37 protein-coding genes are annotated in these 23554 nt (G+C 54.7%); 20 read left to right on the top strand and 17 right to left on the bottom strand.

Annotation, left to right across the window (positions count from 1 at the left end; genetic code table 11):
• Positions 1-4: 4 nt before the first annotated feature.
• Genes KPHS_p301000 through KPHS_p300980 form a run of 3 tightly spaced genes read right to left on the bottom strand, consistent with a single transcriptional unit; the run spans position 5 to position 1495 of the window.
• Positions 5-316 (bottom strand): hypothetical protein, encoded by a 312-nt coding sequence (locus KPHS_p301000; protein ID YP_005221048.1) that lies wholly within the window; start codon positions 314-316, stop codon positions 5-7.
• A 5-nt stretch (positions 317-321) separates the two neighbouring features.
• Positions 322-828: a hypothetical protein gene (locus tag KPHS_p300990; RefSeq protein YP_005221047.1), complete on the bottom strand. Its 507-nt coding sequence runs from the start codon at positions 826-828 to the stop codon at positions 322-324.
• Complete coding sequence (locus KPHS_p300980) at positions 821-1495, bottom strand: thymidylate kinase (protein YP_005221046.1); 675 nt, start codon at positions 1493-1495, stop codon at positions 821-823. Before KPHS_p300980 ends, KPHS_p300990 begins: the two co-directional genes overlap by 8 nt.
• Between KPHS_p300980 and KPHS_p300970 the strand changes: the two genes are divergently transcribed.
• A complete protein-coding gene (locus KPHS_p300970) occupies positions 1482-1601 on the top strand; it encodes a hypothetical protein (RefSeq protein YP_005221045.1) in 120 nt (39 codons plus the stop codon). The two genes, KPHS_p300980 and KPHS_p300970, sit on opposite strands and share 14 nt — an antisense overlap.
• Before the next feature lie 142 nt (positions 1602-1743).
• Here KPHS_p300970 and KPHS_p300960 read toward each other — a convergent pair whose 3' ends face one another.
• Positions 1744-2121, bottom strand: coding sequence for a hypothetical protein (locus tag KPHS_p300960; protein ID YP_005221044.1), 378 nt, complete (start codon positions 2119-2121; stop codon positions 1744-1746).
• Between the two features lie 318 nt (positions 2122-2439).
• Between KPHS_p300960 and KPHS_p300950 the strand changes: the two genes are divergently transcribed.
• Complete coding sequence (locus tag KPHS_p300950) at positions 2440-2583, top strand: hypothetical protein (RefSeq protein ID YP_005221043.1); 144 nt, start codon at positions 2440-2442, stop codon at positions 2581-2583.
• 91 nt (positions 2584-2674) lie between these two features.
• On the top strand, positions 2675-3310 hold the full coding sequence (locus KPHS_p300940; RefSeq protein YP_005221042.1) for a hypothetical protein: 636 nt from the start codon (positions 2675-2677) through the stop codon (positions 3308-3310).
• A 52-nt stretch (positions 3311-3362) separates the two neighbouring features.
• Here KPHS_p300940 and KPHS_p300930 read toward each other — a convergent pair whose 3' ends face one another.
• The 3 genes from KPHS_p300930 to KPHS_p300910 are packed head-to-tail and all read right to left on the bottom strand — an operon-like array spanning position 3363 to position 5654.
• Entirely contained in the window at positions 3363-3635 is a 273-nt protein-coding gene (locus KPHS_p300930; protein ID YP_005221041.1) for a hypothetical protein, read from the bottom strand.
• A gap of 48 nt (positions 3636-3683) precedes the next feature.
• Positions 3684-4865 carry a ParB family protein gene (locus tag KPHS_p300920; protein ID YP_005221040.1) on the bottom strand — a complete coding sequence of 394 codons (1182 nt, stop codon included), beginning with the start codon at positions 4863-4865 and terminating at the stop codon, positions 3684-3686.
• A gap of 3 nt (positions 4866-4868) precedes the next feature.
• The gene (locus KPHS_p300910) at positions 4869-5654 is read right to left on the bottom strand and encodes a hypothetical protein (protein YP_005221039.1); all 786 of its coding nucleotides are present in this window, start codon (positions 5652-5654) and stop codon (positions 4869-4871) included.
• Between the two features lie 27 nt (positions 5655-5681).
• Here KPHS_p300910 and KPHS_p300900 point away from each other — a divergent pair, with 27 nt between their 5' ends.
• Positions 5682-5813, top strand: coding sequence for a hypothetical protein (locus KPHS_p300900; protein ID YP_005221038.1), 132 nt, complete (start codon positions 5682-5684; stop codon positions 5811-5813).
• 14 nt (positions 5814-5827) lie between these two features.
• Here KPHS_p300900 and KPHS_p300890 read toward each other — a convergent pair whose 3' ends face one another.
• Positions 5828-6139: a hypothetical protein gene (locus KPHS_p300890; RefSeq protein ID YP_005221037.1), complete on the bottom strand. Its 312-nt coding sequence runs from the start codon at positions 6137-6139 to the stop codon at positions 5828-5830.
• Positions 6140-6445: 306 nt separating this feature from the next.
• Here KPHS_p300890 and KPHS_p300880 point away from each other — a divergent pair, with 306 nt between their 5' ends.
• The 4 genes from KPHS_p300880 to KPHS_p300850 all read left to right on the top strand — a co-directional run bounded on the left by KPHS_p300880 (position 6446) and on the right by KPHS_p300850 (position 9265).
• Positions 6446-7261 (top strand): Dihydropteroate synthase, encoded by an 816-nt coding sequence (locus KPHS_p300880; RefSeq protein ID YP_005221036.1) that lies wholly within the window; start codon positions 6446-6448, stop codon positions 7259-7261.
• 60 nt (positions 7262-7321) lie between these two features.
• Positions 7322-8125 (top strand): hypothetical protein, encoded by an 804-nt coding sequence (locus tag KPHS_p300870; RefSeq protein YP_005221035.1) that lies wholly within the window; start codon positions 7322-7324, stop codon positions 8123-8125.
• Entirely contained in the window at positions 8125-8961 is an 837-nt protein-coding gene (locus KPHS_p300860) for a streptomycin 3'-kinase (protein ID YP_005221034.1), read from the top strand. The genes KPHS_p300870 and KPHS_p300860 overlap by 1 nt, the downstream gene beginning before the upstream one ends.
• Positions 8962-9118: 157 nt before the next feature.
• A complete protein-coding gene (locus tag KPHS_p300850; protein YP_005221033.1) occupies positions 9119-9265 on the top strand; it encodes a hypothetical protein in 147 nt (48 codons plus the stop codon).
• A 110-nt stretch (positions 9266-9375) separates the two neighbouring features.
• Here KPHS_p300850 and KPHS_p300840 read toward each other — a convergent pair whose 3' ends face one another.
• Positions 9376-10236 (bottom strand): beta-lactamase, encoded by an 861-nt coding sequence (locus KPHS_p300840; protein ID YP_005221032.1) that lies wholly within the window; start codon positions 10234-10236, stop codon positions 9376-9378.
• Between the two features lie 553 nt (positions 10237-10789).
• Between KPHS_p300840 and KPHS_p300830 the strand changes: the two genes are divergently transcribed.
• Positions 10790-10915 carry a hypothetical protein gene (locus KPHS_p300830; RefSeq protein ID YP_005221031.1) on the top strand — a complete coding sequence of 42 codons (126 nt, stop codon included), beginning with the start codon at positions 10790-10792 and terminating at the stop codon, positions 10913-10915.
• A gap of 141 nt (positions 10916-11056) precedes the next feature.
• Here the strand turns inward: KPHS_p300830 and KPHS_p300820 are convergent, their stop codons facing one another.
• A complete protein-coding gene (locus KPHS_p300820; RefSeq protein ID YP_005221030.1) occupies positions 11057-12427 on the bottom strand; it encodes a putative transposase in 1371 nt (456 codons plus the stop codon).
• Between KPHS_p300820 and KPHS_p300810 the strand changes: the two genes are divergently transcribed.
• Positions 12426-12575 carry a hypothetical protein gene (locus KPHS_p300810; protein YP_005221029.1) on the top strand — a complete coding sequence of 50 codons (150 nt, stop codon included), beginning with the start codon at positions 12426-12428 and terminating at the stop codon, positions 12573-12575. The two genes, KPHS_p300820 and KPHS_p300810, sit on opposite strands and share 2 nt — an antisense overlap.
• Here the strand turns inward: KPHS_p300810 and KPHS_p300800 are convergent.
• Positions 12542-13678 carry a hypothetical protein gene (locus tag KPHS_p300800; RefSeq protein YP_005221028.1) on the bottom strand — a complete coding sequence of 379 codons (1137 nt, stop codon included), beginning with the start codon at positions 13676-13678 and terminating at the stop codon, positions 12542-12544. The two genes, KPHS_p300810 and KPHS_p300800, sit on opposite strands and share 34 nt — an antisense overlap.
• Positions 13679-13728: 50 nt before the next feature.
• Positions 13729-13956 (bottom strand): hypothetical protein, encoded by a 228-nt coding sequence (locus KPHS_p300790; RefSeq protein ID YP_005221027.1) that lies wholly within the window; start codon positions 13954-13956, stop codon positions 13729-13731.
• A 23-nt stretch (positions 13957-13979) separates the two neighbouring features.
• Between KPHS_p300790 and KPHS_p300780 the strand changes: the two genes are divergently transcribed.
• Positions 13980-14153, top strand: a complete 174-nt coding sequence (locus tag KPHS_p300780) for a hypothetical protein (RefSeq protein YP_005221026.1) — start codon at positions 13980-13982, stop codon at positions 14151-14153.
• Between the two features lie 497 nt (positions 14154-14650).
• Here KPHS_p300780 and KPHS_p300770 read toward each other — a convergent pair whose 3' ends face one another.
• A complete protein-coding gene (locus tag KPHS_p300770; protein YP_005221025.1) occupies positions 14651-15193 on the bottom strand; it encodes a hypothetical protein in 543 nt (180 codons plus the stop codon).
• Positions 15194-15205: 12 nt separating this feature from the next.
• The gene (locus KPHS_p300760) at positions 15206-15979 is read right to left on the bottom strand and encodes an extended-spectrum beta-lactamase/aminoglycoside modifying enzyme fusion protein (protein YP_005221024.1); all 774 of its coding nucleotides are present in this window, start codon (positions 15977-15979) and stop codon (positions 15206-15208) included.
• On the opposite strand from KPHS_p300760, the gene KPHS_p300750 reads away from it, so the two are divergent.
• Positions 15970-16674, top strand: a complete 705-nt coding sequence (locus KPHS_p300750; RefSeq protein ID YP_005221023.1) for a hypothetical protein — start codon at positions 15970-15972, stop codon at positions 16672-16674. The genes KPHS_p300760 and KPHS_p300750 overlap by 10 nt on opposite strands.
• Before the next feature lie 136 nt (positions 16675-16810).
• A complete protein-coding gene (locus tag KPHS_p300740; protein YP_005221022.1) occupies positions 16811-16990 on the top strand; it encodes a putative transcriptional regulator in 180 nt (59 codons plus the stop codon).
• Here KPHS_p300740 and KPHS_p300730 read toward each other — a convergent pair.
• Positions 16949-17962 carry a class I integron integrase gene (locus KPHS_p300730; protein YP_005221021.1) on the bottom strand — a complete coding sequence of 338 codons (1014 nt, stop codon included), beginning with the start codon at positions 17960-17962 and terminating at the stop codon, positions 16949-16951. The genes KPHS_p300740 and KPHS_p300730 overlap by 42 nt on opposite strands.
• Before the next feature lie 144 nt (positions 17963-18106).
• Between KPHS_p300730 and KPHS_p300720 the strand changes: the two genes are divergently transcribed.
• Both KPHS_p300720 and KPHS_p300710 read left to right on the top strand, forming a co-directional pair.
• Entirely contained in the window at positions 18107-18562 is a 456-nt protein-coding gene (locus KPHS_p300720) for a dihydrofolate reductase (RefSeq protein YP_005221020.1), read from the top strand.
• Between the two features lie 151 nt (positions 18563-18713).
• Positions 18714-18836 carry a hypothetical protein gene (locus KPHS_p300710; RefSeq protein YP_005221019.1) on the top strand — a complete coding sequence of 41 codons (123 nt, stop codon included), beginning with the start codon at positions 18714-18716 and terminating at the stop codon, positions 18834-18836.
• Positions 18837-18849: 13 nt separating this feature from the next.
• On the opposite strand, the gene KPHS_p300700 is transcribed toward KPHS_p300710, so the two are convergent.
• Positions 18850-18963: a hypothetical protein gene (locus tag KPHS_p300700; RefSeq protein ID YP_005221018.1), complete on the bottom strand. Its 114-nt coding sequence runs from the start codon at positions 18961-18963 to the stop codon at positions 18850-18852.
• Between the two features lie 57 nt (positions 18964-19020).
• Between KPHS_p300700 and KPHS_p300690 the strand changes: the two genes are divergently transcribed.
• The 5 genes from KPHS_p300690 (at position 19021) to KPHS_p300650 (ending at position 22917) form a co-directional block, all read left to right on the top strand.
• On the top strand, positions 19021-19800 hold the full coding sequence (locus KPHS_p300690) for an aminoglycoside adenylyltransferase (RefSeq protein ID YP_005221017.1): 780 nt from the start codon (positions 19021-19023) through the stop codon (positions 19798-19800).
• A gap of 163 nt (positions 19801-19963) precedes the next feature.
• Positions 19964-20311, top strand: a complete 348-nt coding sequence (locus KPHS_p300680; protein ID YP_005221016.1) for an Orf3/QacEdelta1 fusion protein — start codon at positions 19964-19966, stop codon at positions 20309-20311.
• Positions 20305-21276, top strand: a complete 972-nt coding sequence (locus KPHS_p300670) for a truncated dihydropteroate synthetase (protein ID YP_005221015.1) — start codon at positions 20305-20307, stop codon at positions 21274-21276. The genes KPHS_p300680 and KPHS_p300670 overlap by 7 nt, the downstream gene beginning before the upstream one ends.
• 216 nt (positions 21277-21492) lie before the next feature.
• Positions 21493-22707, top strand: coding sequence for a putative chloramphenicol and florfenicol resistance protein (CmlA) (locus KPHS_p300660; RefSeq protein YP_005221014.1), 1215 nt, complete (start codon positions 21493-21495; stop codon positions 22705-22707).
• Positions 22708-22734: 27 nt separating this feature from the next.
• Positions 22735-22917 carry a hypothetical protein gene (locus tag KPHS_p300650; RefSeq protein YP_005221013.1) on the top strand — a complete coding sequence of 61 codons (183 nt, stop codon included), beginning with the start codon at positions 22735-22737 and terminating at the stop codon, positions 22915-22917.
• On the opposite strand, the gene KPHS_p300640 is transcribed toward KPHS_p300650, so the two are convergent.
• The gene (locus tag KPHS_p300640; protein ID YP_005221012.1) at positions 22914-23540 is read right to left on the bottom strand and encodes a tetracycline repressor protein class G; all 627 of its coding nucleotides are present in this window, start codon (positions 23538-23540) and stop codon (positions 22914-22916) included. The two genes, KPHS_p300650 and KPHS_p300640, sit on opposite strands and share 4 nt — an antisense overlap.
• Positions 23541-23554: the final 14 nt, after the last annotated feature.

Genomic DNA, 23554 nt, shown 5'->3' with positions numbered 1-23554 from the left:
CCCCCTATCGCTTTTTCTGTCCGACAAGACGGAGATGATCGGCGGCCAAGTCATACTGCTCGTTTTTGTCGCGGCGGCGGAATCTGTCAAAAAACTTCCCTCGTGGCAGGGTTTCTTCCATAGCGATCAGGCGGTTCAGCCACACTTCTTGAGGTAGCATCCCTGCTGGAGTCGGCCCGAGCTTACGTCCTTCCTTGACGTGCTCCATTGTTTGCGTGGCAGTAAAAATCGCACCACCAAACTTTCTCCACTTGAATTGCAGGGGCATATCTGGAGACTCATCCAGCATCAATTTCTTATTGGTTTGTTCTGTCACGACAATTACTCCACCATCCATTCTTCACTAAGCAGGAACGCCCAGCGCTCTTCTGCTTTTTCTGGGTTGTCTTTGGCCTGTTTGATCATGATCTCGGCGGCGTTAAAGCCTACCTCTCCACTGAACCGGCCCCATGAATGGCTATGCCACTCGCGCATCACACTTCGGCCAAGCGATGCAAGTTCTGGACTTACACCCTCATGGAGGGCATAGAGCTCCCAAGCATCCCACCCGTATCGTAATAGGTTGTGCCCTGGGGCGTTAAAGGCCTGAGCAGCCTTGAACCGCTCTCCAGGCTCCTTCCCTCTAACATCCACACCCTGGAGCACCAACCCCATTACCACTTCAATGACCGGCTCGCGTTGCTTCTTTGCCAGCTCGATGGCAGCCACCAGCATTGCTTTGGCGTCAGCAAATTTCCCATGCCCTTGGCACATACCGCAGGTTTCTTTGGAAGGGGAAAAGTCATAAACACCGGAACCAGCACAGAGGCGGCATGTCATGTCAATCATGGGCTCTTCTCTCCTCATACTCTTCGATGCGCTCTTTCAGACGCTGAACCACTGGTGCGAGCTCAGGGATAGCTTCCGCTTCCTCAAGCGTGTATCGCTTGTCTTCCTGGTAATCGACTATTTGAGGAGGCCTTGGCTGTTTAGGGAACTCAGCAAAGTCATTCAGCGACATCGAGGTAGGAAGTCCTCCTTCAATCTCACCTTTTTCGTTGAGTGACTGGGTGACGATAAGCTGTGTTCCGCCCACCTCGGTATCAAAGCGGTCATCAAAGCGCTCACCGATAGTCCAGCCGCCACGGCCAAGAACACAGGTCGTACTCATACGTAGGCGATTGAATGCTTTAGCGTCATCCCAGTTCAAAGGATTTTCATCCATGAGGAAAAAAGGCGCTTCGTCCCGAACGAACACCTTGGACTTGGCGTTATCGAAGATCGGCCCAAACACCCCCTGCTGGAGGTATGGTTCGACCTTCTCTGCAAGATCCTGGTGCCCTTGAGAACGCAGCGCCTCATAGAGCTGGGTGATTGTTTGTTTGCCGGTGCCCGGAAGGCAGGACAATACTGTCTGCTTTTCCTCGTCACTCAGGCTTACCATTCTGGACAAAAAGCTGACTACCAGCTCGTTGTGCCCATCGACCGTTTCAATGTTGAGCTTGTTCTCGTCCATCTTCTTCCTCAGTAATCGGTTCGATAAATTCAATGGAGTCCATGCTTACATGACTGATAATGGCTTTCAGGCCGCAGCAGTCGCATGGTTCAAAGGTCAGTTCTGATCCCTTGGGAGACTGATGCGTGACCGTTGCCACAGCCCCTAGAGGGATCACCCCCCAGCCGTTTTTTAGTACCCGAGTAGTTCTGACCAGCCGACCTTTGTACTCTCGTTTCAGTTTCGGATGCGGCACTACCGCATATCGCTTACTCATTTCGGTCCCCTTGTACCAAAGGCTCGACAACCAGCTCTTGAGCTTCGTCCCAGTCGGACACCTTTGCATCACCAAACGCAAAGGCAATTCGCATAGCCACTGTCGGCCTGCCTATTTTCATCAAGTAAGCCGCAGCACCGGCACACATCGACTCTTGTCCCGAAGGTGCATAGTTACCCTCTTCATCCCATTCACCACCTGACTTTGAATGCACGGTCTTGTGGCAATGAAACGTCGTCATGTCGTTTTCAACGATGTCGTTGATGATGCCTTCTAATCGCCCAGGGACCAGCTCGATAGCGCCCTCCTTCCGGAATGGACAGTTGGCGCAAGGTTTCTTCAAACGGAGATGATTTGCTTGCTTTGGCATACATATCACTTTTACAGTATCATTTTATGATTCTATGATATAGCCATATTCCGTGTAGTCAATATCTCACTAACAATTACTTTCTATCGGACGCTTACGCGCCCATTTTGGGCAGATAGACAAGTTATTTGGGCGTTTGGAGTGTGCGAGGTGGACAGCGGGGAGACTTTCACATGTGAAAGTTTTGTTTCTTGGTATCGTTTTATTGTCCCTTGATATTATTTTATGATGCTGTAATAATCATAAATAAGGGCCGCATCGCTCTTCGACCTTCGTTGCAGCCCTTACAACACAATCAAGCAATTAAGGAGCTTTGTTATGCTGCAAGGCAATACTAACACGAATAAGCGCATCCCGCTCGCGGCGTTCATGAAATGGCCGCTGGCGAAACGTCAGGACTTCATCGACCGGGAAATGTCCGGTTGCCCCGACTTTATCAAGACGTCTTTGCTTCGGCATTAAGGCGATCAGGCAGGAAAGCAAAGAACCTCGCTTCGGCGGGGTTCTTCGTTTCTACCTCTTGAATGTTTCGTCAGAACAAACTGGAGCGCTTATGTCACCAGAAACACAGCAACTTACATCCAAGGCTTTATCTCTCATCGAGCAGTCCCGATACAGAATGGGCACATCTCGGTTTGTTGAGGCCTTTATTGACCAGTGGGCATACTTGCAGACTGGCCTATACCCAGCCAAGGAGGAGATCCCGGAAGAACTTCAGCCGGTCGCCTTCGAGCTCTCTCACGTCCTGTCTGCCGCCATTAAGCGCGACCCCACCAGCGATGTTTTGGGTTACGTCCTAAGCATGTCTGGCTTCCACAAGAAGGGCACCAATTACTTCCCCACTCCTCCAGAGATTGGCCGCTTGATGTCACTCATTGTTGGCTCACAGTCTTCGGCAGACTTTTATGAGCCCTGCTGTGGTTCTGGCATCAACGCCATTCACTGGATGGAAAACCTGATCGAGAACCACGGTCCCGAAGCATTGAGAGAAGCCTCAATCTACCTGGAAGACATCGATCCGTTGATGGTGAAGTGCTGCATGATCCAGCTATTCCATTATTTCGAGTCCCGCAATACCACTCCCAAAACGCTGAGTATCGTCGGCATAGACACCCTTAGCAGACGAACCAAGAACATCGCCTACTACGCCGAAAAACCTCCAGCAACCGCCGCTACCGTGGCAGCATAAAAAAACCCGCCGATTGGCGGGTTTTGCATTCAATGCGCTGCTCTATGGCACCTTACAGTTTTCCGTACCGGTTCAAGAACGAAGACCTGTCTAAGATCCCCCAGTCTGTCAGCATGTAGTAGCCGGTGGCACCTCGTTCGCCGGTAGACTCCCTGACGAACAAGATATTCATTCCGAACTCATCACGCAGGGCAGACAACTGTCTCTTGATCGTTGATTCAGGAATATTTGTTGCCTTGTGAAGGTCTTGGAGACTTGGCTTCTCCGTTTTAGACAGGGCATTCACCAAAGCAAATTTTCTTTTCATGTCCTGTGAGATCTTCATATTCACCTGTTCTTGACAGGCCCAACCTCTCTGGCTGGGCCTCCTTTATTAGCCTTCGACACTCAGGAGTTCAATGTCTGACACAGGCACATGAACATGCTTTTCCTTGCCTTCGCCATCGAGCGTTTTAACCCAGACAGTAGACGGAACCAGAGCAACACGGTCGGTCATGATGACTCCACGTTTGGTCTCGCCATCCAGGTTAACGTTGACAGCAAAAATCAAACTGTCAGCCCGGACGTTCTTCCATTCCTTGTCCTTCGGCAGAGGAGGAAGAGCATCACCGCCTTCTTCATCTTTGTCCTTGCCGCTGTTATCTGGCTGCTTGACAGGATCTTTGTGCTCACCCTCTTCATCACGCAAAGGGTCTTCGTCATCATCGTCCTGACCATTGGAATTTTTACCCCCTTCCAGTTCCTCCTGGGCAAGGTTCAGGTCGTCATTCCCGGTTTGTTCCGACGTACCATCCCCACCCGAGTTGAGGGATTGCTCGTCGGTGTTGCCAGCGCCAAGCTCATCATTCTGGTGGGAGCCAGTCAGTGGGCCTTTTTCCATTTCGTCTTTGATACGTTTGGCATCATTCAGCAGCTCACGGCTTTGTTTACGAGTAATCCCGTCAGACATAGCCACCGCGCAGACGGCGCGACATCTTTCTTCATTCAGATCGAACAAGAGACGAAGGTTATTCAAGGTCTCTGTATCAGAACATACTTCATTATCGTATAACTCACGCACACAGTCAGGTAGCTTGAGCAACGACAGATGCGTAGATACGAAAGTGATATTCTTACCGAGCCGATCAGCAATATCCTTTTGCTTCCAACCTTCTTCAATAAACAGGTTTAACGCCTCGGCAATCTCTACCGGAGTCAAGTCATCCCGCTGGATGTTTTCGATCAGCTCACCAGCAGTCTCGTCCAAGTTGTTCTGGACCTTATCATTCACCACCAAGTCAATGGTCTCGATACCAGCGTGTTTACACGCTCTCCAACGCCGCTCCCCTTTTTGGATGACGAACTTGCCTTCTTCGTTCTTCGGGAACACGATGATCGGAGACTGCTGCCCTTCGGTCAGCAAGGTTGCCGCCAGCTCTTCAATGTTACGGAAGCGCTTACGAACCTGGACCTTGGATACAACGTCGTCAACAGGTACGGTAAGAACCTCTTTGCCTTTCTTGCCTTTGGCGGCTTTAGCAAGTTCGGACAGGCCTTTTAAATTGTTCAATGCCATCGCTTAGCCCACCTTCTCTAATAGTTCTTCCAACACCGCCTCAACTTCTTTGGCCGCGACATGTCCATAGCGAAGCTCCCAGACAGGGATGCCATCAGTCGTCGCCGTATCGAGCGGAGGCCGGTGCATAATTTTGTTCTCAAACAACAGATCCGGAACTGTGTTCTCCAGCGACTTGAGGGCTTTGTCGTGATTGACAGAGCGGTCCATGTCGTTGATCACGATGCCCAGGATCTCCAAATCTTGGTTGTACGCCTCGCGCACACCAATAATCGTGTTCAGGAGACCTTCTACGCCGTCCACAGCGAAGCCAGAGAGCTTTACTGGACATGCCACATGGGTAGACATCACCAACGCTGCCACCAGCTTTCTGCCGAGGCTAGGCGGACAATCAATCAGCACGTAGTCGTAGTTCTCAAACAGCTCAGCCAAATGGCGAGCCGGATTCATGGCCTGGTCAAGAGGCACAGCCTCCATCTCAAACAGATCCGGGTCGTTTTTCGGCGTATGAATGAGGTCTGCACCGCAAGGGCAGTGCATGACCTCAATGCCGTCCAGCTCGTAAGCGAACAGCTCTGCGGTTTTGGTTCCTGTGAGGATGGGCTCGTAGTCACCATCCTCAAGCTCTCGTCTGGGGGCCAGTCGAGAGGACGTGTTCCCCTGACCATCCATATCCAAGACCAGCACTTTCTTTTTCTTCTGTAACGCCAGATAAAAGGCCTGCTGGATACAGAGGGTACTCTTACCCACTCCGCCTTTCTGGTTGGCGAAGCTGATTACTTTTGCCATACCCACCTCTATTTTGGTTTCTCGCAGGTGATCAAGACCACCCCCAAACTTTCACATGTGAAAGATTGTAGCGATCATAAAATGATACTGCAATATCTAATTATGGTTCTGTTAAAACAAACTTTAAACAAAAAAACGGCCATGAAGGCCGCTTATTGACAAGGTTTGTGCTGTCAGCGCAATTGATTTGCTGCTCCAAGCCCATTCGCCAATAACTGCATCGCATCGTTGAACAGCGCGGAGCCCCGTTCCGGTGTGAGCAATTCCGGCATATCTTCTCGCGGCCAAGTACCGGCTACTTGAATGAGCAAACTGGCAGCCCAGTGGATCTGCTTTTCTTCACTTTCATCGGCCAGAGTGCATACGACGGGGAAACCGTACTTACGCCCCCAGCGACTCACCTCTTTGAACGATACCAGCTCAGGCTTTTGCAAATCCCGGCTGTAGGCCTCAGCTATCATGTGGTTCAGTTCTTTAGCGTCCATTTATCCCACTCTATTGTAAACAAGACATTTTTATCTTTTATATTCAATGGCTTATTTTCCTGCTAATTGGTAATACCATGAAAAATACCATGCTCAGAAAAGGCTTAACAATATTTTGAAAAATTGCCTACTGAGCGCTGCCGCACAGCTCCATAGGCCGCTTTCCTGGCTTTGCTTCCAGATGTATGCTATTCTGCTCCTGCAGCTAATGGATCACCGCAAACAGGTTACTCGCCTGGGGATTCCCTTTCGACCCGAGCATCCGTATGAGACTCATGCTCGATTATTATTATTATAGAAGCCCCCATGAATAAATCGCTCATCATTTTCGGCATCGTCAACATAACCTCGGACAGTTTCTCCGATGGAGGCCGGTATCTGGCGCCAGACGCAGCCATTGCGCAGGCGCGTAAGCTGATGGCCGAGGGGGCAGATGTGATCGACCTCGGTCCGGCATCCAGCAATCCCGACGCCGCGCCTGTTTCGTCCGACACAGAAATCGCGCGTATCGCGCCGGTGCTGGACGCGCTCAAGGCAGATGGCATTCCCGTCTCGCTCGACAGTTATCAACCCGCGACGCAAGCCTATGCCTTGTCGCGTGGTGTGGCCTATCTCAATGATATTCGCGGTTTTCCAGACGCTGCGTTCTATCCGCAATTGGCGAAATCATCTGCCAAACTCGTCGTTATGCATTCGGTGCAAGACGGGCAGGCAGATCGGCGCGAGGCACCCGCTGGCGACATCATGGATCACATTGCGGCGTTCTTTGACGCGCGCATCGCGGCGCTGACGGGTGCCGGTATCAAACGCAACCGCCTTGTCCTTGATCCCGGCATGGGGTTTTTTCTGGGGGCTGCTCCCGAAACCTCGCTCTCGGTGCTGGCGCGGTTCGATGAATTGCGGCTGCGCTTCGATTTGCCGGTGCTTCTGTCTGTTTCGCGCAAATCCTTTCTGCGCGCGCTCACAGGCCGTGGTCCGGGGGATGTCGGGGCCGCGACACTCGCTGCAGAGCTTGCCGCCGCCGCAGGTGGAGCTGACTTCATCCGCACACACGAGCCGCGCCCCTTGCGCGACGGGCTGGCGGTATTGGCGGCGCTGAAAGAAACCGCAAGAATTCGTTAACTGCACATTCGGGATATTTCTCTATATTCGCGCTTCATCAGAAAACTGAAGGAACCTCCATTGAATCGAACTAATATTTTTTTTGGTGAATCGCATTCTGACTGGTTGCCTGTCAGAGGCGGAGAATCTGGTGATTTTGTTTTTCGACGTGGTGACGGGCATGCCTTCGCGAAAATCGCACCTGCTTCCCGCCGCGGTGAGCTCGCTGGAGAGCGTGACCGCCTCATTTGGCTCAAAGGTCGAGGTGTGGCTTGCCCCGAGGTCATCAACTGGCAGGAGGAACAGGAGGGTGCATGCTTGGTGATAACGGCAATTCCGGGAGTACCGGCGGCTGATCTGTCTGGAGCGGATTTGCTCAAAGCGTGGCCGTCAATGGGGCAGCAACTTGGCGCTGTTCACAGCCTATCGGTTGATCAATGTCCGTTTGAGCGCAGGCTGTCGCGAATGTTCGGACGCGCCGTTGATGTGGTGTCCCGCAATGCCGTCAATCCCGACTTCTTACCGGACGAGGACAAGAGTACGCCGCAGCTCGATCTTTTGGCTCGTGTCGAACGAGAGCTACCGGTGCGGCTCGACCAAGAGCGCACCGATATGGTTGTTTGCCATGGTGATCCCTGCATGCCGAACTTCATGGTGGACCCTAAAACTCTTCAATGCACGGGTCTGATCGACCTTGGGCGGCTCGGAACAGCAGATCGCTATGCCGATTTGGCACTCATGATTGCTAACGCCGAAGAGAACTGGGCAGCGCCAGATGAAGCAGAGCGCGCCTTCGCTGTCCTATTCAATGTATTGGGGATCGAAGCCCCCGACCGCGAACGCCTTGCCTTCTATCTGCGATTGGACCCTCTGACTTGGGGTTGATGTTCATGCCGCCTGTTTTTCCTGCTCATTGGCACGTTTCGCAACCTGTTCTCATTGCGGACACCTTTTCCAGCCTCGTTTGGAAAGTTTCATTGCCAGACGGGACTCCTGCAATCGTCAAGGGATTGAAACCTATAGAAGACATTGCTGATGAACTGCGCGGGGCCGACTATCTGGTATGGCGCAATGGGAGGGGAGCAGTCCGGTTGCTCGGTCGTGAGAACAATCTGATGTTGCTCGAATATGCCGGGGAGCGAATGCTCTCTCACATCGTTGCCGAGCACGGCGACTACCAGGCGACCGAAATTGCAGCGGAACTAATGGCGAAGCTGTATGCCGCATCTGAGGAACCCCTGCCTTCTGCCCTTCTCCCGATCCGGGATCGCTTTGCAGCTTTGTTTCAGCGGGCGCGCGATGATCAAAACGCAGGTTGTCAAACTGACTACGTCCACGCGGCGATTATAGCCGATCAAATGATGAGCAATGCCTCGGAACTGCGTGGGCTACATGGCGATCTGCATCATGAAAACATCATGTTCTCCAGTCGCGGCTGGCTGGTGATAGATCCCGTCGGTCTGGTCGGTGAAGTGGGCTTTGGCGCCGCCAATATGTTCTACGATCCGGCTGACAGAGACGACCTTTGTCTCGATCCTAGACGCATTGCACAGATGGCGGACGCATTCTCTCGTGCGCTGGACGTCGATCCGCGTCGCCTGCTCGACCAGGCGTACGCTTATGGGTGCCTTTCCGCAGCTTGGAACGCGGATGGAGAAGAGGAGCAACGCGATCTAGCTATCGCGGCCGCGATCAAGCAGGTGCGACAGACGTCATACTAGATATCAAGCGACTTCTCCTATCCCCTGGGAACACATCAATCTCACCGGAGAATATCGCTGGCCAAAGCCTTAGCGTAGGATTCCGCCCCTTCCCGCAAACGACCCCAAACAGGAAACGCAGCTGAAACGGGAAGCTCAACACCCACTGACGCATGGGTTGTTCAGGCAGTACTTCATCAACCAGCAAGGCGGCACTTTCGGCCATCCGCCGCGCCCCACAGCTCGGGCAGAAACCGCGACGCTTACAGCTGAAAGCGACCAGGTGCTGGGGTCTGACGCTCAGTGGAACGAAAACTCACGTTAAGGGATTTTGGTCATGAGATTATCAAAAAGGATCTTCACCTAGATCCTTTTAAATTAAAAATGAAGTTTTAAATCAATCTAAAGTATATATGAGTAAACTTGGTCTGACAGTTACCAATGCTTAATCAGTGAGGCACCTATCTCAGCGATCTGTCTATTTCGTTCATCCATAGTTGCCTGACTCCCCGTCGTGTAGATAACTACGATACGGGAGGGCTTACCATCTGGCCCCAGTGCTGCAATGATACCGCGAGACCCACGCTCACCGGCTCCAGATTTATCAGCAATAAACCAGCCAGCCGGAAGGGCCGAGCGCAGAAGTGGTCCTGCAACTTTATCCGCCTCCATCCAGTCTATTAATTGTTGCCGGGAAGCTAGAGTAAGTAGTTCGCCAGTTAATAGTTTGCGCAACGTTGTTGCCATTGCTGCAGGCATCGTGGTGTCACGCTCGTCGTTTGGTATGGCTTCATTCAGCTCCGGTTCCCAACGATCAAGGCGAGTTACATGATCCCCCATGTTGTGCAAAAAAGCGGTTAGCTCCTTCGGTCCTCCGATCGTTGTCAGAAGTAAGTTGGCCGCAGTGTTATCACTCATGGTTATGGCAGCACTGCATAATTCTCTTACTGTCATGCCATCCGTAAGATGCTTTTCTGTGACTGGTGAGTACTCAACCAAGTCATTCTGAGAATAGTGTATGCGGCGACCGAGTTGCTCTTGCCCGGCGTCAACACGGGATAATACCGCACCACATAGCAGAACTTTAAAAGTGCTCATCATTGGAAAACGTTCTTCGGGGCGAAAACTCTCAAGGATCTTACCGCTGTTGAGATCCAGTTCGATGTAACCCACTCGTGCACCCAACTGATCTTCAGCATCTTTTACTTTCACCAGCGTTTCTGGGTGAGCAAAAACAGGAAGGCAAAATGCCGCAAAAAAGGGAATAAGGGCGACACGAAAATGTTGAATACTCATACTCTTCCTTTTTCAATATTATTGAAGCATTTACCAGGGTTATTGTATCATGAGCGGATACATATTTGAATGTATTTAGAAAAATAAACAAATAGGGGTTCCGCGCACATTTCCCCGAAAAGTGCCACCTGACGTCTAAGAAACCATTATTATCATGACATTAACCTATAAAAATAGGCGTATCACGAGGCCTGTGGGAGGAAAATAAAGTGTCATCCTAACTACAGGACCCTGCAACGTAGCAATTCCTGCAAAAATCCATTTAAAACAATGACTTATTTCAATTCTGCCATCTGCAAGCGTTTTGTGGGGATGGAGGCCGGAATCATTAAAGTATCATCCTAATTTTCGCTCAACCTTGGAAAATGCTGAGAATCGTAAAAATAAAGTTTCATCCTTTCCGCTACTAGTTCAAGGCTTTCTTCCGGCCGCCGGCAACAACGCTGCTTGGCTGAGGCGATCCACTTGCGCTACCGCTCACTGATCAGATCGAACTTGAACTCGACGAGCAGCCAACCATCAGGCCGAGCGTGATCGCCAAAAAAAACGGATCATGCGAAATCCTTCGTTGAGTTTGGCGCGGGTTTTAGCAAATCAGCTGGCCCGCGATCCGGTTGAGAGTGATCCGAAGCGGTCCTTGACGACCGGCACAAATCGGCCGATTCTGTTGAAAAAGTAGCTTTAGCGGCAGCCTGCCGATCAGGTGTGCCTGCTGTCGAAGTGGCTGCAAGCCACTTCAAGTTGCCTTCCGGCGTTTCACTGAGCGTCCTTGCTCAGGTTTAAGGGTTAATTTGAGGGTTTCTGCTCGTAGCAGGCATACCTATCCCGTCAGCGGTGGCCCTTGAGGCAAAAGCTTGGCCATGCGGCGCAGGTTCTGCACCATCGCAGCCAAGGTGAATTCGTCAGTGGCACCCGTTAGGCCACGCAGTCGTAAACGGTCGAGTTTCATGATCCGTTTGAGGTGGGCGAAAAGCATCTCCACCTTCTTTCGTTCGCAGCGAGAGACGAGGTACTCCGGTGTCTTGGCGATGCGTCGAGCCACGTCGCGGGCAGCCTCATGGATGCTGCGGACGATCTTCCGATTCGGCGTGTTGGGGCAGCATTTCGCTTTCAACGGGCAGGTGGCGCAGTCGGTTTGGCTGGAGCGGTAAATGACGGTTTTGGCCTTAGTTACCCGCGACCTTTGCTGGGTGAAGGCGCGCCATTCACTGCGTAGCGGTTTGCCGGCTGGGCAGCGATATTCATTGGCGTCCTGACTCCAGTGAAAGTCGTTACTGGAGAGGCTGTCGTCCTTGCGCTCGGTCTTGTCCCACACCGGCACATGCGGTTCGATGTCCTTTTCTTCGACCATCCAGGCCAGCATCGGGGCGGTGCCATAAGCGGTATCGCCGATAAGGCGTTCCGGTGTGAGATCGAACTGCGCCTCGACACGCTCGACCATCGTCCTAGTCGAATCGACTTCGGCGGTACGGTGCGCCGGGGTAGCTTCCACGTCCATGATCACACCGTGCTCAGTGTCGATCAGGTAATTCGTGGAGTAGGCAAAAAAGGCCGGGCCACCTGGCGCTGCTGTCCAACGGGACTGAGGATCAGTGAGCGAAATTTTCTTGGGAAGAGCCTCAGCCAGCGCCTCTTCATCAAGGGCTTCGAGGTACTCGCGCACTGCGCGGCTGCTGAGCTTTGGATCGTTCCAATCGACCTCATCTCCCGCCACCCCACGTTGCCGGCTGGCATCCGCCTTAATGATGCTGGCGTCGACGGCGAAACCTTCACCCTTGACTAGGCCGGCTGCCATGCAGCGCCGCAGCACCTCATTGAATAACCAGCGGAATAGATCGCTGTCACGAAAACGCCCATGGCGATTCTTCGAGAAGGTCGAGTGATTGGGGACTTCGTCTTCCAGACCCAACCGGCAGAACCAGCGATAGGCCAGGTTCAGGTGCACCTCTTCGCACAATCGCCGCTCGGAACGAATGCCATAGCAGTAGCCGACGACCAGCATGCGCACCATCAACTCCGGGTCAATCGAGGGACGCCCGATGGGGCTATAGAAATCTGCCAGGTAGGCACGTAGATCACTGAGATCCAAGCACTGGTCGATGCTGCGCAGGAGATGTTGGGCCGGGACGTGATCTTCCAGATTGAACGAGTAGAACAGGCGCTGCTGTCCTCCCGGTAACTGTCCCATCATGCTGTTCGCCCCCACGCTCGCTGACAAAGCAATTTTGCCAACGGCATGGGGAGGCCGCTACTTTTTCAACAGAATCGGCCGCACACAGCCATTCGGCTCAACAGAACCCTGCCTTTACCCCACCAAACTCCGGAAACTCGCCCGGTAGTCCGTCGGCTTGAGATGCACATGTTGGCTGAGGTCGCCGGGTAGCGTGAACAGGCGCGGACCGTCCCGAAACTGGAACACGCGATACAGATGGAATTGATCGCCCGCCTCCTTGGAGAATTCGAGTTCGTTGTGGCTGACCAAGAAAGACGAGCCTACCCCGCCATTGGTGGTTTTCACCTCGATGAAGCGCTCATGGGCGTCCTCTTCGAACGACAGGATGTCGAACCCCGCACCGTCTCCCTGGGTGTCGGACACCCAATCCAGCCGCTGAAAAAGCTCTGGGTGGCCGAGCTCGGTCAGGCGTTGCTGTTCGTAGCCAATCACCCACTGCTCCCCTGCCCGGCCCAGCTTGCGGTTGGCTTCATCGCGAGCGGCATAATCGAACTTTCGCGGTAGGCGTTGCCGTAGAGATGCCGGGGTACGCACAAGCACTTCACGGGCGGGTGGTTCTACCAAAGCCGCTCGGTAGGTTTTGTCACCCGGAAGTTTTACCTCCTCCAGGGCATCGACAAGAGCGCCGACCGTCTGCTGATGTTCCAGAACGTAGGCGTGTACGGATTTACGCAGCAGCAGTTGGCTGTTGCCGCGTGGCTTGTAGCCGTTGATATAGGGCAGGCCCAGGGCATCGAGTACGGCGCTAATGTTCTGGTGCTTGAGCTCGACTGAAGACTTGCTGCGACCGTTCAGCAGTTGGCGCAGTGCCTGGTTGTGCTCGGACTTGTGGTACGGCTCCCCAGCCGCCTCGGCACGCAGCATGTCGAAATAGTCTTCGACCGTGGCCAGGACCTCTTCTTCGGACCAGTCTTCGCCGATGCGAATGATGCGAAACCCGAGCCGCGTCAGCGCCGGAACGACGGTCGTCTCGCCACCGGAGAAGCTGTCAGCAGTGAGCGGGCCCTGCTCGGGAAATTGCTTGCCGAAGGCCACACCGGCGATGGCCTTGGAATCGCAATCGGTGCCGGTCTTCGGATCACGTACCAGGAAGTCGCGGGACTTGCCGTAGCCGTGGCGCGCCAGGAATTTCGTGCGGCCCAGTTGCACGAACTCATCGATGGCAGCCTGCACGGCGGCGGGGCTTCGAAGCTGGGAGAGTTGAGACACAGGGTCCTTCCTTACTGTCATGGTGTGCCGGGAACCGCCGAGCCACGAGATTATGAGTAGCCCCTGAACAGAAACGTCACGATAAAAGCCGTGAACGCCACCAGGCCCATTAAATCCCTTGCGTATTTGCAGCCCGTGCTGTCCAAACCTGTACCAGGTCCGATCAACACGCTCCAACCATTGAGGTACGAAAACACCGCCTGACCGAACAAAAAATGCGTGATAGCCGCCGCAGCCATGACGCCGGAATCGTCAGACAGGCTGTAGCTGTTGACCATTGCCCTGTACGCCTGCATCTGAAATGGCTATTGCCCTGATGGGAGCCGGCTTTTCAGCCACCGACACCAGCGATGCCGTCAATATTCTTTACCCGATAACCATGACCGTACAAGCTAACAAGGCCTGGCAAGCCAGCGGACTTAAAAAGCTTTTTTTCTACCATCCCACAAAAAAGTTCGTGGTGGAGAAAAGATAAGCTATGCAAGGCTTTAGGAGACGTGGTTTTCAGGATGACGAAGAACGATTCGGCGCTAGGTGCAACATAGGTGCATCGCACGAGCGCTAGGAACGGCGAAAAAAGGCGGACGTGGCGAAATCGGTAGACGCAGCAGACTTTAAAATTGGAGTGCCCGCGGGGAAATCCGCGGAGTAGAACCGCTCAAAGTCGGGGAACGCTAACGGGCAATACCCTAAGCCAATCCCGAGCCAAGCCCCTTCGGGGGAAGGTGTAGAGACTGGACGGGCGGCGCCTAAAGCCTTCGGGCAATGGCGAAGGGACAGTCCAGACCACGAACGTCATCAGACGGCGGCGAAAGTCGAGGTGGTACGAAAATCTGCTTCTCTGTGAGAGTACGGGTTCGAGTCCCGTCGTCCGCACCACAAAGCCAAACATCCCTGCGATGATCGACCTCTGGGCGTTTGGTCGTGAGCCCGCCACCCTCGCGCTACGCTTTGCGCAGGCGTCGAAGGCGATCAGGTGCGCCCATCGATTCCGTCGAGCACCATCGCTGCGAGTTCATCGCTGGTGTGTGCACCACTATCGAGAACACGGGTTGTGCATGGAAGCCGTTCCCTTGCGGCCAAGCATCGGGCGACATTCGCTAATCGCCACTCTCGAATCTCCGCATTTCGATTCGGGTCAGGATGCATGGTCTGGTTCGCGATCCGGTGACGCAATAGGTCCTCGTTGAGCGTCAGAAAGATGTGCAGCAGCTGATCGTCGATCCGCCTTACCCCGTCGAGTATCTCAGTCAGATAGTCCGGGTGCACGAGCGTCATTGGGATGATGATGTCCTGCGAGTAATTCCTTCGAATCTCCCTGACCGCCGCGATCGTAAGTCCCCTCCACAAGGGGAGATCCTGATAGTCTCCGCTCGCTGGCATGGGGACCGTTTCTTTCACCACGAACCCGATTTCCTCGGGGTCAAAGATCAGCGATTTGGAACGCCGATCGCGCAGCCGCTTAGCGAGCGTCGTCTTTCCGGCGCCGAAAGGTCCGTTGATCCAGATTATCATTGTCGACGGCCTCTAACCTGAAGGCTCGCAAGAGCGCTCGACGGCCTCGTGCGGAGGCACGATCGGAGTGGTTCCGAAATGCTTCTCAAGATAGGTGACGCCGAACGTCACGATGTCCTGCGCGTCGAACAGGTAGCACTGAGCAAAGCCCACGACACCTTCTCGATGGCGACCGAGCTTCACGTAAGCATTTGCTATAGTTTCAACCGCATCCGGCTTTCCTTCGATAGCAAAGCAATCGAGAATGCCGTTTGAATCGTAATCCGATGCCGTTTTCCAGGCGACTTCACCGTCTCTTCCAAGCATCGGCATCTCATACGTCACCCACCGTTTGTTGGGGATATCGGCAACCGCCTCGGCGTAGTGCAATGCGGTAACGGAGTTTAGCGGCGCACCCAACAGCAGGGCCTTCCCGCCAAGGCGAACGAACCGCTCGACGGGCGATCCTTCCCCCAAGGCGTGACCGAGTTCGTGAGGCTCCGTCAGCGTTTCAGCCAGCGGACCAACCGCGACCATCGATGCATCGGGGTGCGCGCTGCGCCGCGCGCCGGGGGCTTGAACCAGAAATTGATTCAGCAGGCCGAACCCACGGTAAGTCCCGGCTGTTGCGGGATCGAACGGCAGCCAGGTACGGCGGGCTTCGTCATCCAGCCGAGCGCCATTCAGAGTCTCCTCGTAGGGTGATCGGTCCCACGACGCGTATCCCATCACAGGGCACTGTTGCAAATAGTCGGTGGTGATAAACTTATCATCCCCTTTTGCTGATGGAGCTGCACATGAACCCATTCAAAGGCCGGCATTTTCAGCGTGACATCATTCTGTGGGCCGTACGCTGGTACTGCAAATACGGCATCAGTTACCGTGAGCTGCAGGAGATGCTGGCTGAACGCGGAGTGAATGTCGATCACTCCACGATTTACCGCTGGGTTCAGCGTTATGCGCCTGAAATGGAAAAACGGCTGCGCTGGTACTGGCGTAACCCTTCCGATCTTTGCCCGTGGCACATGGATGAAACCTACGTGAAGGTCAATGGCCGCTGGGCGTATCTGTACCGGGCCGTCGACAGCCGGGGCCGCACTGTCGATTTTTATCTCTCCTCCCGTCGTAACAGCAAAGCTGCATACCGGTTTCTGGGTAAAATCCTCAACAACGTGAAGAAGTGGCAGATCCCGCGATTCATCAACACGGATAAAGCGCCCGCCTATGGTCGCGCGCTTGCTCTGCTCAAACGCGAAGGCCGGTGCCCGTCTGACGTTGAACACCGACAGATTAAGTACCGGAACAACGTGATTGAATGCGATCATGGCAAACTGAAACGGATAATCGGCGCCACGCTGGGATTTAAATCCATGAAGACGGCTTACGCCACCATCAAAGGTATTGAGGTGATGCGTGCACTACGCAAAGGCCAGGCCTCAGCATTTTATTATGGTGATCCCCTGGGCGAAATGCGCCTGGTAAGCAGAGTTTTTGAAATGTAAGGCCTTTGAATAAGACAAAAGGCTGCCTCATCGCTAACTTTGCAACAGTGCCCCCTCGGCTACCACCTCCATTGTCGTTTTCAGAAGACGGCTGCACTGAACGTCAGAAGCCGACTGCACTATAGCAGCGGAGGGGTTGGATCCATCAGGCAACGACGGGCTGCTGCCGGCCATCAGCGGACGCAGGGAGGACTTTCCGCAACCGGCCGTTCGATGCGGCACCGATGGCCTTCGCGCAGGGGTAGTGAATCCGCCAGGATTGACTTGCGCTGCCCTACCTCTCACTAGTGAGGGGCGGCAGCGCATCAAGCGGTGAGCGCACTCCGGCACCGCCAACTTTCAGCACATGCGTGTAAATCATCGTCGTAGAGACGTCGGAATGGCCGAGCAGATCCTGCACGGTTCGAATGTCGTAACCGCTGCGGAGCAAGGCCGTCGCGAACGAGTGGCGGAGGGTGTGCGGTGTGGCGGGCTTCGTGATGCCTGCTTGTTCTACGGCACGTTTGAAGGCGCGCTGAAAGGTCTGGTCATACATGTGATGGCGACGCACGACACCGCTCCGTGGATCGGTCGAATGCGTGTGCTGCGCAAAAACCCAGAACCACGGCCAGGAATGCCCGGCGCGCGGATACTTCCGCTCAAGGGCGTCGGGAAGCGCAACGCCGCTGCGGCCCTCGGCCTGGTCCTTCAGCCACCATGCCCGTGCACGCGACAGCTGCTCGCGCAGGCTGGGTGCCAAGCTCTCGGGTAACATCAAGGCCCGATCCTTGGAGCCCTTGCCCTCCCGCACGATGATCGTGCCGTGATCGAAATCCAGATCCTTGACCCGCAGTTGCAAACCCTCACTGATCCGCATGCCCGTTCCATACAGAAGCTGGGCGAACAAACGATGCTCGCCTTCCAGAAAACCGAGGATGCGAACCACTTCATCCGGGGTCAGCACCACCGGCAAGCGCCGCGACGGCCGAGGTCTTCCGATCTCCTGAAGCCAGGGCAGATCCGTGCACAGCACCTTGCCGTAGAAGAACAGCAAGGCCGCCAATGCCTGACGATGCGTGGAGACCGAAACCTTGCGCTCGTTCGCCAGCCAGGACAGAAATGCCTCGACTTCGCTGCTGCCCAAGGTTGCCGGGTGACGCACACCGTGGAAACGGATGAAGGCACGAACCCAGTGGACATAAGCCTGTTCGGTTGGTAAGCTGTAATGCAAGTAGCGTATGCGCTCACGCAACTGGTCCAGAACCTTGACCGAACGCAGCGGTGGTAACGGCGCAGTGGCGGTTTTCATGGCTTGTTATGACTGTTTTTTTGTACAGTCTATGCCTCGGGCATCCAAGCAGCAAGCGCGTTACGCCGTGGGTCGATGTTTGATGTTATGGAGCAGCAACGATGTTACGCAGCAGGGCAGTCGCCCTAAAACAAAGTTAGCCATATGAACTCGGAATCAGTACGCATTTATCTCGTTGCTGCGATGGGAGCCAATCGGGTTATTGGCAATGGTCCTAATATCCCCTGGAAAATTCCGGGTGAGCAGAAGATTTTTCGCAGACTCACTGAGGGAAAAGTCGTTGTCATGGGGCGAAAGACCTTTGAGTCTATCGGCAAGCCTCTACCGAACCGTCACACATTGGTAATCTCACGCCAAGCTAACTACCGCGCCACTGGCTGCGTAGTTGTTTCAACGCTGTCGCACGCTATCGCTTTGGCATCCGAACTCGGCAATGAACTCTACGTCGCGGGCGGAGCTGAGATATACACTCTGGCACTACCTCACGCCCACGGCGTGTTTCTATCTGAGGTACATCAAACCTTCGAGGGTGACGCCTTCTTCCCAATGCTCAACGAACAGAATTCGAGCTTGTCTCAACCGAAACCATTCAAGCTGTAATTCCGTACACCCACTCCGTTTATGCGCGTCGAAACGGCTAACCATTCCGTCAACGGGACGCCAAAATGCTGCGCATTTTGGTTCCCTCCGCTGCGCTCCGGCTCTCGTTACGTCCAACGTTAGCACCACTGAAACCCAGCATGGTTAGCTCATGTTTATTCAAACGGCATTTAGCTTTTCAGGCGTTATTCAGTGCCTGTTTTGCCTTTTTCCGGGCTTCGCCTGCATGGGCTGCGCAGGTTTTCAGTCTTTTTGGCCTCTAGCCCTTGCGTAGCAAGCGCAAGCAGCTATCGTTTTTGCAGTGCTGTGCCGCCTCGGTGGCGCAGCGTTTTTTCACGGTTAGCGCCCGTCGCCAAATTCAAGTTATCCGTTTTGGCTTCTGGTTCTAACATTTCGGTCAAGCCGACCCGCATTCTGCGGTCGGCTTACCTCGCCCGTTAGACATCATGAGGGAAGCGGTGACCATCGAAATTTCGAACCAACTATCAGAGGTGCTAAGCGTCATTGAGCGCCATCTGGAATCAACGTTGCTGGCCGTGCATTTGTACGGCTCCGCAGTGGATGGCGGCCTGAAGCCATACAGCGATATTGATTTGTTGGTTACTGTGGCCGTAAAGCTTGATGAAACGACGCGGCGAGCATTGCTCAATGATCTTATGGAGGCTTCGGCTTTCCCTGGCGAGAGCGAGACGCTCCGCGCTATAGAAGTCACCCTTGTCGTGCATGACGACATCATCCCGTGGCGTTATCCGGCTAAGCGCGAGCTGCAATTTGGAGAATGGCAGCGCAATGACATTCTTGCGGGTATCTTCGAGCCAGCCATGATCGACATTGATCTAGCTATCCTGCTTACAAAAGCAAGAGAACATAGCGTTGCCTTGGTAGGTCCGGCAGCGGAGGAATTCTTTGACCCGGTTCCTGAACAGGATCTATTCGAGGCGCTGAGGGAAACCTTGAAGCTATGGAACTCGCAGCCCGACTGGGCCGGCGATGAGCGAAATGTAGTGCTTACGTTGTCCCGCATTTGGTACAGCGCAATAACCGGCAAAATCGCGCCGAAGGATGTCGCTGCCGACTGGGCAATAAAACGCCTACCTGCCCAGTATCAGCCCGTCTTACTTGAAGCTAAGCAAGCTTATCTGGGACAAAAAGAAGATCACTTGGCCTCACGCGCAGATCACTTGGAAGAATTTATTCGCTTTGTGAAAGGCGAGATCATCAAGTCAGTTGGTAAATGATGTCTAACAATTCGTTCAAGCCGACCGCGCTACGCGCGGCGGCTTAACTCCGGCGTTAGATGCACTAAGCACATAATTGCTCACAGCCAAACTATCAGGTCAAGTCTGCTTTTATTATTTTTAAGCGTGCATAATAAGCCCTACACAAATTGGGAGATATATCATGAAAGGCTGGCTTTTTCTTGTTATCGCAATAGTTGGCGAAGTAATCGCAACATCCGCATTAAAATCTAGCGAGGGCTTTACTAAGCTTGCCCCTTCCGCCGTTGTCATAATCGGTTATGGCATCGCATTTTATTTTCTTTCTCTGGTTCTGAAATCCATCCCTGTCGGTGTTGCTTATGCAGTCTGGTCGGGACTCGGCGTCGTCATAATTACAGCCATTGCCTGGTTGCTTCATGGGCAAAAGCTTGATGCGTGGGGCTTTGTAGGTATGGGGCTCATAATTGCTGCCTTTTTGCTCGCCCGATCCCCATCGTGGAAGTCGCTGCGGAGGCCGACGCCATGGTGACGGTGTTCGGCATTCTGAATCTCACCGAGGACTCCTTCTTCGATGAGAGCCGGCGGCTAGACCCCGCCGGCGCTGTCACCGCGGCGATCGAAATGCTGCGAGTCGGATCAGACGTCGTGGATGTCGGACCGGCCGCCAGCCATCCGGACGCGAGGCCTGTATCGCCGGCCGATGAGATCAGACGTATTGCGCCGCTCTTAGACGCCCTGTCCGATCAGATGCACCGTGTTTCAATCGACAGCTTCCAACCGGAAACCCAGCGCTATGCGCTCAAGCGCGGCGTGGGCTACCTGAACGATATCCAAGGATTTCCTGACCCTGCGCTCTATCCCGATATTGCTGAGGCGGACTGCAGGCTGGTGGTTATGCACTCAGCGCAGCGGGATGGCATCGCCACCCGCACCGGTCACCTTCGACCCGAAGACGCGCTCGACGAGATTGTGCGGTTCTTCGAGGCGCGGGTTTCCGCCTTGCGACGGAGCGGGGTCGCTGCCGACCGGCTCATCCTCGATCCGGGGATGGACCGGCGATTGGTCCATGGCGAAACGGCCGACCTTGCGCCGACCGGCTTCGGGCAACAGGTCCGCGAAGCCATGGACCAGCGCCGCGAGCATCATATCGAACAGCGCGACGCCACGCGCAACAGGGACGGCCGAATCTTCTACCGGCGCAATCTTCTCGCCACCCTGCGCGAGCGGGAAGTTGCGCGCGCCGGTGCGGAGATGGCCGAGGGCAAGGCGCTGCCGTTCCGCGCCGCCAAGGATGGTGAGAGTGTCAGCGGCAAGTTCACCGGGACTGTCCAGCTAACGAGCGGCAAGTTCGCCATCGTGGAAAAGAGCCACGAGTTCACCCTTGTCCCGTGGCGGCCGATCATCGACCGCCAGCTCGGCCGCGAGGTCGCGGGTATCATGCAGGGCGGTTCGGTGTCGTGGCAGTTAGGGCGGCAGCGGGGGTTGGGGCTATAGGAGCCAACGATACCGCATTGCAACGCAACAACTAATTCGATAAGATCTGCTATTCAATTTCGTAATCGTGGAGCCATCAGCATGGGAAATTCCAAGTCAGCAGACAAGTAAGCCGCAACATCAGAATTGTTGTTGCGGCGCTCTGTAAGACCAATCCCATCTGATTGCTGACGAGCAGACGCTGCCCGGTATCCTTAATCGAGAGGTTGATTCGTCATGACCACCACACGCCCCGCGTGGGCCTATACGCTGCCGGCAGCCTTGCTGCTTATGGCTCCCTTCGACATCCTCGCCTCGCTGGCGATGGATATTTATCTTCCAGTCGTTCCGGCGATGCCGGGCGTCCTGAACACGACTCCATCCATAATCCAACTCACGTTGAGCCTCTACATGGTGATGCTCGGTGTGGGCCAAGTGATCTTTGGGCCACTCTCCGATCGCGTCGGGCGACGGCCGATCCTGCTTGTAGGCGCAACGGCTTTCGTTGCTGCGTCTCTGGGAGCGGCTTGTTCTTCAACTGCATTAGCCTTTGTTGCGTTTCGTCTGGTTCAGGCTGTTGGAGCATCGGCCATGCTGGTGGCCACCTTCGCGACCGTGCGCGACGTATATGCCAATCGTCCCGAAGGTGCCGTCATCTACGGCCTTTTCAGTTCGATGCTGGCGTTCGTGCCTGCGCTCGGCCCTATAGCCGGTGCGCTGATCGGCGAGTTTTGGGGATGGCAGGCGATCTTCATCACACTGGCTGCACTGGCTTCGCTCGCACTCTTAAACGCCAGTTTCAGGTGGCATGAAACCCGACCGTTGGATCAGGCCAGAACGCAACGATCTGTTTTGCCGATCTTCGCGAGTCCGGCCTTTTGGGTTTACACGGTCGGATTTAGTGCCGGCATGGGCACATTCTTCGTTTTCTTCTCGACAGCCCCCCGTGTTCTCATAGGCCAAGCCGGCTATTCCGAGATCGGATTTAGCTTGGCCTTCGCGACTGTCGCGCTGGTCATGGTCACGACAACCCGCTTCGCAAAGTCCTTCGTTGCCAAATGGGGTATCGCGGGATGCGTAGCGCGCGGGATGGCGTTGCTCGTTTCCGGCGCGATCCTGTTGGGGATCGGCCAACTTTTCGGATCGCCGTCATTTTTCAGCTTCATCCTGCCGATGTGGGTTGTCGCGGTCGGCATTGTCTTCACGGTGTCCGTTACCGCCAACGGCGCACTTGCGCAGTTCGACGACATCGCTGGATCAGCGGTTGCGTTCTACTTCTGCATCCAAAGCCTGATAGTCAGTATCGTCGGGACATTGGCGGTGACGCTGTTAAACGGCGATACAGCGTGGCCCGTGATTTGTTACGCCACGGCAATGGCAGTGCTGGTGTCGTTGGGGCTGGCGCTCCTTCGATCCCGTGATGCTGCCACCGAGAAGTCGCCAGTCGTCTAGCCGACGACTGGAAGCAAGCCCGCTCCGATGCGGCGCAATAATCTTCGAAACCTCGTGAATGGCGGTATCCTGTCTGGCAAGATACCGCTCATTTCCCTTGTCCCGTGGCGGCCGGTCATCGACCGCCAGCTCGGCCGTGAGGTCATGGGCATCGTGCAAAGCGGATCGGTGTCGTGGCAGTTGGGGCGGCAAAGGGGCATAAGCCTCTAATCTGTTGTAGATGAACGCAGCCGCTCGAAACCAGCGATGAGGCTGTCGAGTCCGAAGTTGAACGCAGCATCCATGCCGTCTGTTTCCAACTCGTGAAACAGATCGTGCAGGAAGGACGACGGTGCTTGCTCGGACACATCTGGCCTGTCCGGAACTCTCTCATCGGCATCAGATGCCTGCTGCTCGAGAACGGAACCGACCACATAGTGACTGACCGCCCGGAGCGCCCAAACGGCGCGCTTCGGACAAAAGCCCTCCGCGCAGAGAAAGCGTATTTGCGTCTCGGCGGTGCCAAAATTCGGTTCTGTCGGTCGAGTGCCGGCATGGATACGCGCGCCGTCCCGATAAGAGAGCAACGCCGTTCTGAAGCTCAGGGCATTCTCTTTCAGGAACACCCGCCAGTCCTCATTCTCTTCGGGTAGCGAGCGGGTATGGCGTTCCGCCAGCATCGCCTCGGCGAGCGCATCAAGCAGCGCTCGCTTGTTCTGGAAATGCCAGTAAAGCGCAGGCTGCTGAACCTTGAGGCGTTCAGCGAGCTTCCGCGTCGTCAGGCTGTCCATGCCAACCTCGTTCAACAGCTCTAGCGCCGCCGCGATCACGGTGCCCTTGTCCAGTTTGGTCATTCACGTTCCTTCGC

Source organism: Klebsiella pneumoniae subsp. pneumoniae HS11286, from assembly GCF_000240185.1.
In the GTDB taxonomy this organism is placed as follows: domain Bacteria; phylum Pseudomonadota; class Gammaproteobacteria; order Enterobacterales; family Enterobacteriaceae; genus Klebsiella; species Klebsiella pneumoniae.
This window is presented reverse-complemented; position numbering and strand designations above follow the sequence as displayed.

What these genes read in the sequence shown, in the direction of transcription:
- KPHS_p300940 (YP_005221042.1), top strand. Translation starts at nt 2,675, where the DNA reads ATGTCACCAGAAACACAGCAACTTACATCCAAGGCTTTATCTCTCATC.
- KPHS_p300830 (YP_005221031.1), top strand. Translation starts at nt 10,790, where the DNA reads ATGCGAAATCCTTCGTTGAGTTTGGCGCGGGTTTTAGCAAATCAGCTG.
- KPHS_p300930 (YP_005221041.1), bottom strand. Translation starts at nt 3,635, where the DNA reads ATGAAGATCTCACAGGACATGAAAAGAAAATTTGCTTTGGTGAATGCC.
- KPHS_p300860 (YP_005221034.1), top strand. Translation starts at nt 8,125, where the DNA reads ATGTTCATGCCGCCTGTTTTTCCTGCTCATTGGCACGTTTCGCAACCT.
- KPHS_p300840 (YP_005221032.1), bottom strand. Translation starts at nt 10,236, where the DNA reads ATGAGTATTCAACATTTTCGTGTCGCCCTTATTCCCTTTTTTGCGGCA.
- KPHS_p300950 (YP_005221043.1), top strand. Translation starts at nt 2,440, where the DNA reads ATGCTGCAAGGCAATACTAACACGAATAAGCGCATCCCGCTCGCGGCG.
- KPHS_p300810 (YP_005221029.1), top strand. Translation starts at nt 12,426, where the DNA reads ATGCTGTTCGCCCCCACGCTCGCTGACAAAGCAATTTTGCCAACGGCA.
- KPHS_p300730 (YP_005221021.1), bottom strand. Translation starts at nt 17,962, where the DNA reads ATGAAAACCGCCACTGCGCCGTTACCACCGCTGCGTTCGGTCAAGGTT.
- KPHS_p300720 (YP_005221020.1), top strand. Translation starts at nt 18,107, where the DNA reads ATGAACTCGGAATCAGTACGCATTTATCTCGTTGCTGCGATGGGAGCC.
- KPHS_p300960 (YP_005221044.1), bottom strand. Translation starts at nt 2,121, where the DNA reads ATGCCAAAGCAAGCAAATCATCTCCGTTTGAAGAAACCTTGCGCCAAC.
- KPHS_p300820 (YP_005221030.1), bottom strand. Translation starts at nt 12,427, where the DNA reads ATGATGGGACAGTTACCGGGAGGACAGCAGCGCCTGTTCTACTCGTTC.
- KPHS_p300650 (YP_005221013.1), top strand. Translation starts at nt 22,735, where the DNA reads ATGCGGCGCAATAATCTTCGAAACCTCGTGAATGGCGGTATCCTGTCT.
- KPHS_p300670 (YP_005221015.1), top strand. Translation starts at nt 20,305, where the DNA reads ATGGTGACGGTGTTCGGCATTCTGAATCTCACCGAGGACTCCTTCTTC.
- KPHS_p300890 (YP_005221037.1), bottom strand. Translation starts at nt 6,139, where the DNA reads ATGGACGCTAAAGAACTGAACCACATGATAGCTGAGGCCTACAGCCGG.
- KPHS_p300910 (YP_005221039.1), bottom strand. Translation starts at nt 5,654, where the DNA reads ATGGCAAAAGTAATCAGCTTCGCCAACCAGAAAGGCGGAGTGGGTAAG.
- KPHS_p300750 (YP_005221023.1), top strand. Translation starts at nt 15,970, where the DNA reads ATGAACCCATTCAAAGGCCGGCATTTTCAGCGTGACATCATTCTGTGG.
- KPHS_p300640 (YP_005221012.1), bottom strand. Translation starts at nt 23,540, where the DNA reads ATGACCAAACTGGACAAGGGCACCGTGATCGCGGCGGCGCTAGAGCTG.
- KPHS_p300680 (YP_005221016.1), top strand. Translation starts at nt 19,964, where the DNA reads ATGAAAGGCTGGCTTTTTCTTGTTATCGCAATAGTTGGCGAAGTAATC.
- KPHS_p300660 (YP_005221014.1), top strand. Translation starts at nt 21,493, where the DNA reads ATGACCACCACACGCCCCGCGTGGGCCTATACGCTGCCGGCAGCCTTG.
- KPHS_p300790 (YP_005221027.1), bottom strand. Translation starts at nt 13,956, where the DNA reads ATGGTCAACAGCTACAGCCTGTCTGACGATTCCGGCGTCATGGCTGCG.
- KPHS_p300760 (YP_005221024.1), bottom strand. Translation starts at nt 15,979, where the DNA reads ATGGGTTCATGTGCAGCTCCATCAGCAAAAGGGGATGATAAGTTTATC.
- KPHS_p300990 (YP_005221047.1), bottom strand. Translation starts at nt 828, where the DNA reads ATGATTGACATGACATGCCGCCTCTGTGCTGGTTCCGGTGTTTATGAC.
- KPHS_p300920 (YP_005221040.1), bottom strand. Translation starts at nt 4,865, where the DNA reads ATGGCATTGAACAATTTAAAAGGCCTGTCCGAACTTGCTAAAGCCGCC.
- KPHS_p300980 (YP_005221046.1), bottom strand. Translation starts at nt 1,495, where the DNA reads ATGGACGAGAACAAGCTCAACATTGAAACGGTCGATGGGCACAACGAG.
- KPHS_p300770 (YP_005221025.1), bottom strand. Translation starts at nt 15,193, where the DNA reads ATGATAATCTGGATCAACGGACCTTTCGGCGCCGGAAAGACGACGCTC.
- KPHS_p300780 (YP_005221026.1), top strand. Translation starts at nt 13,980, where the DNA reads ATGGCTATTGCCCTGATGGGAGCCGGCTTTTCAGCCACCGACACCAGC.
- KPHS_p300880 (YP_005221036.1), top strand. Translation starts at nt 6,446, where the DNA reads ATGAATAAATCGCTCATCATTTTCGGCATCGTCAACATAACCTCGGAC.
- KPHS_p300710 (YP_005221019.1), top strand. Translation starts at nt 18,714, where the DNA reads ATGTTTATTCAAACGGCATTTAGCTTTTCAGGCGTTATTCAGTGCCTG.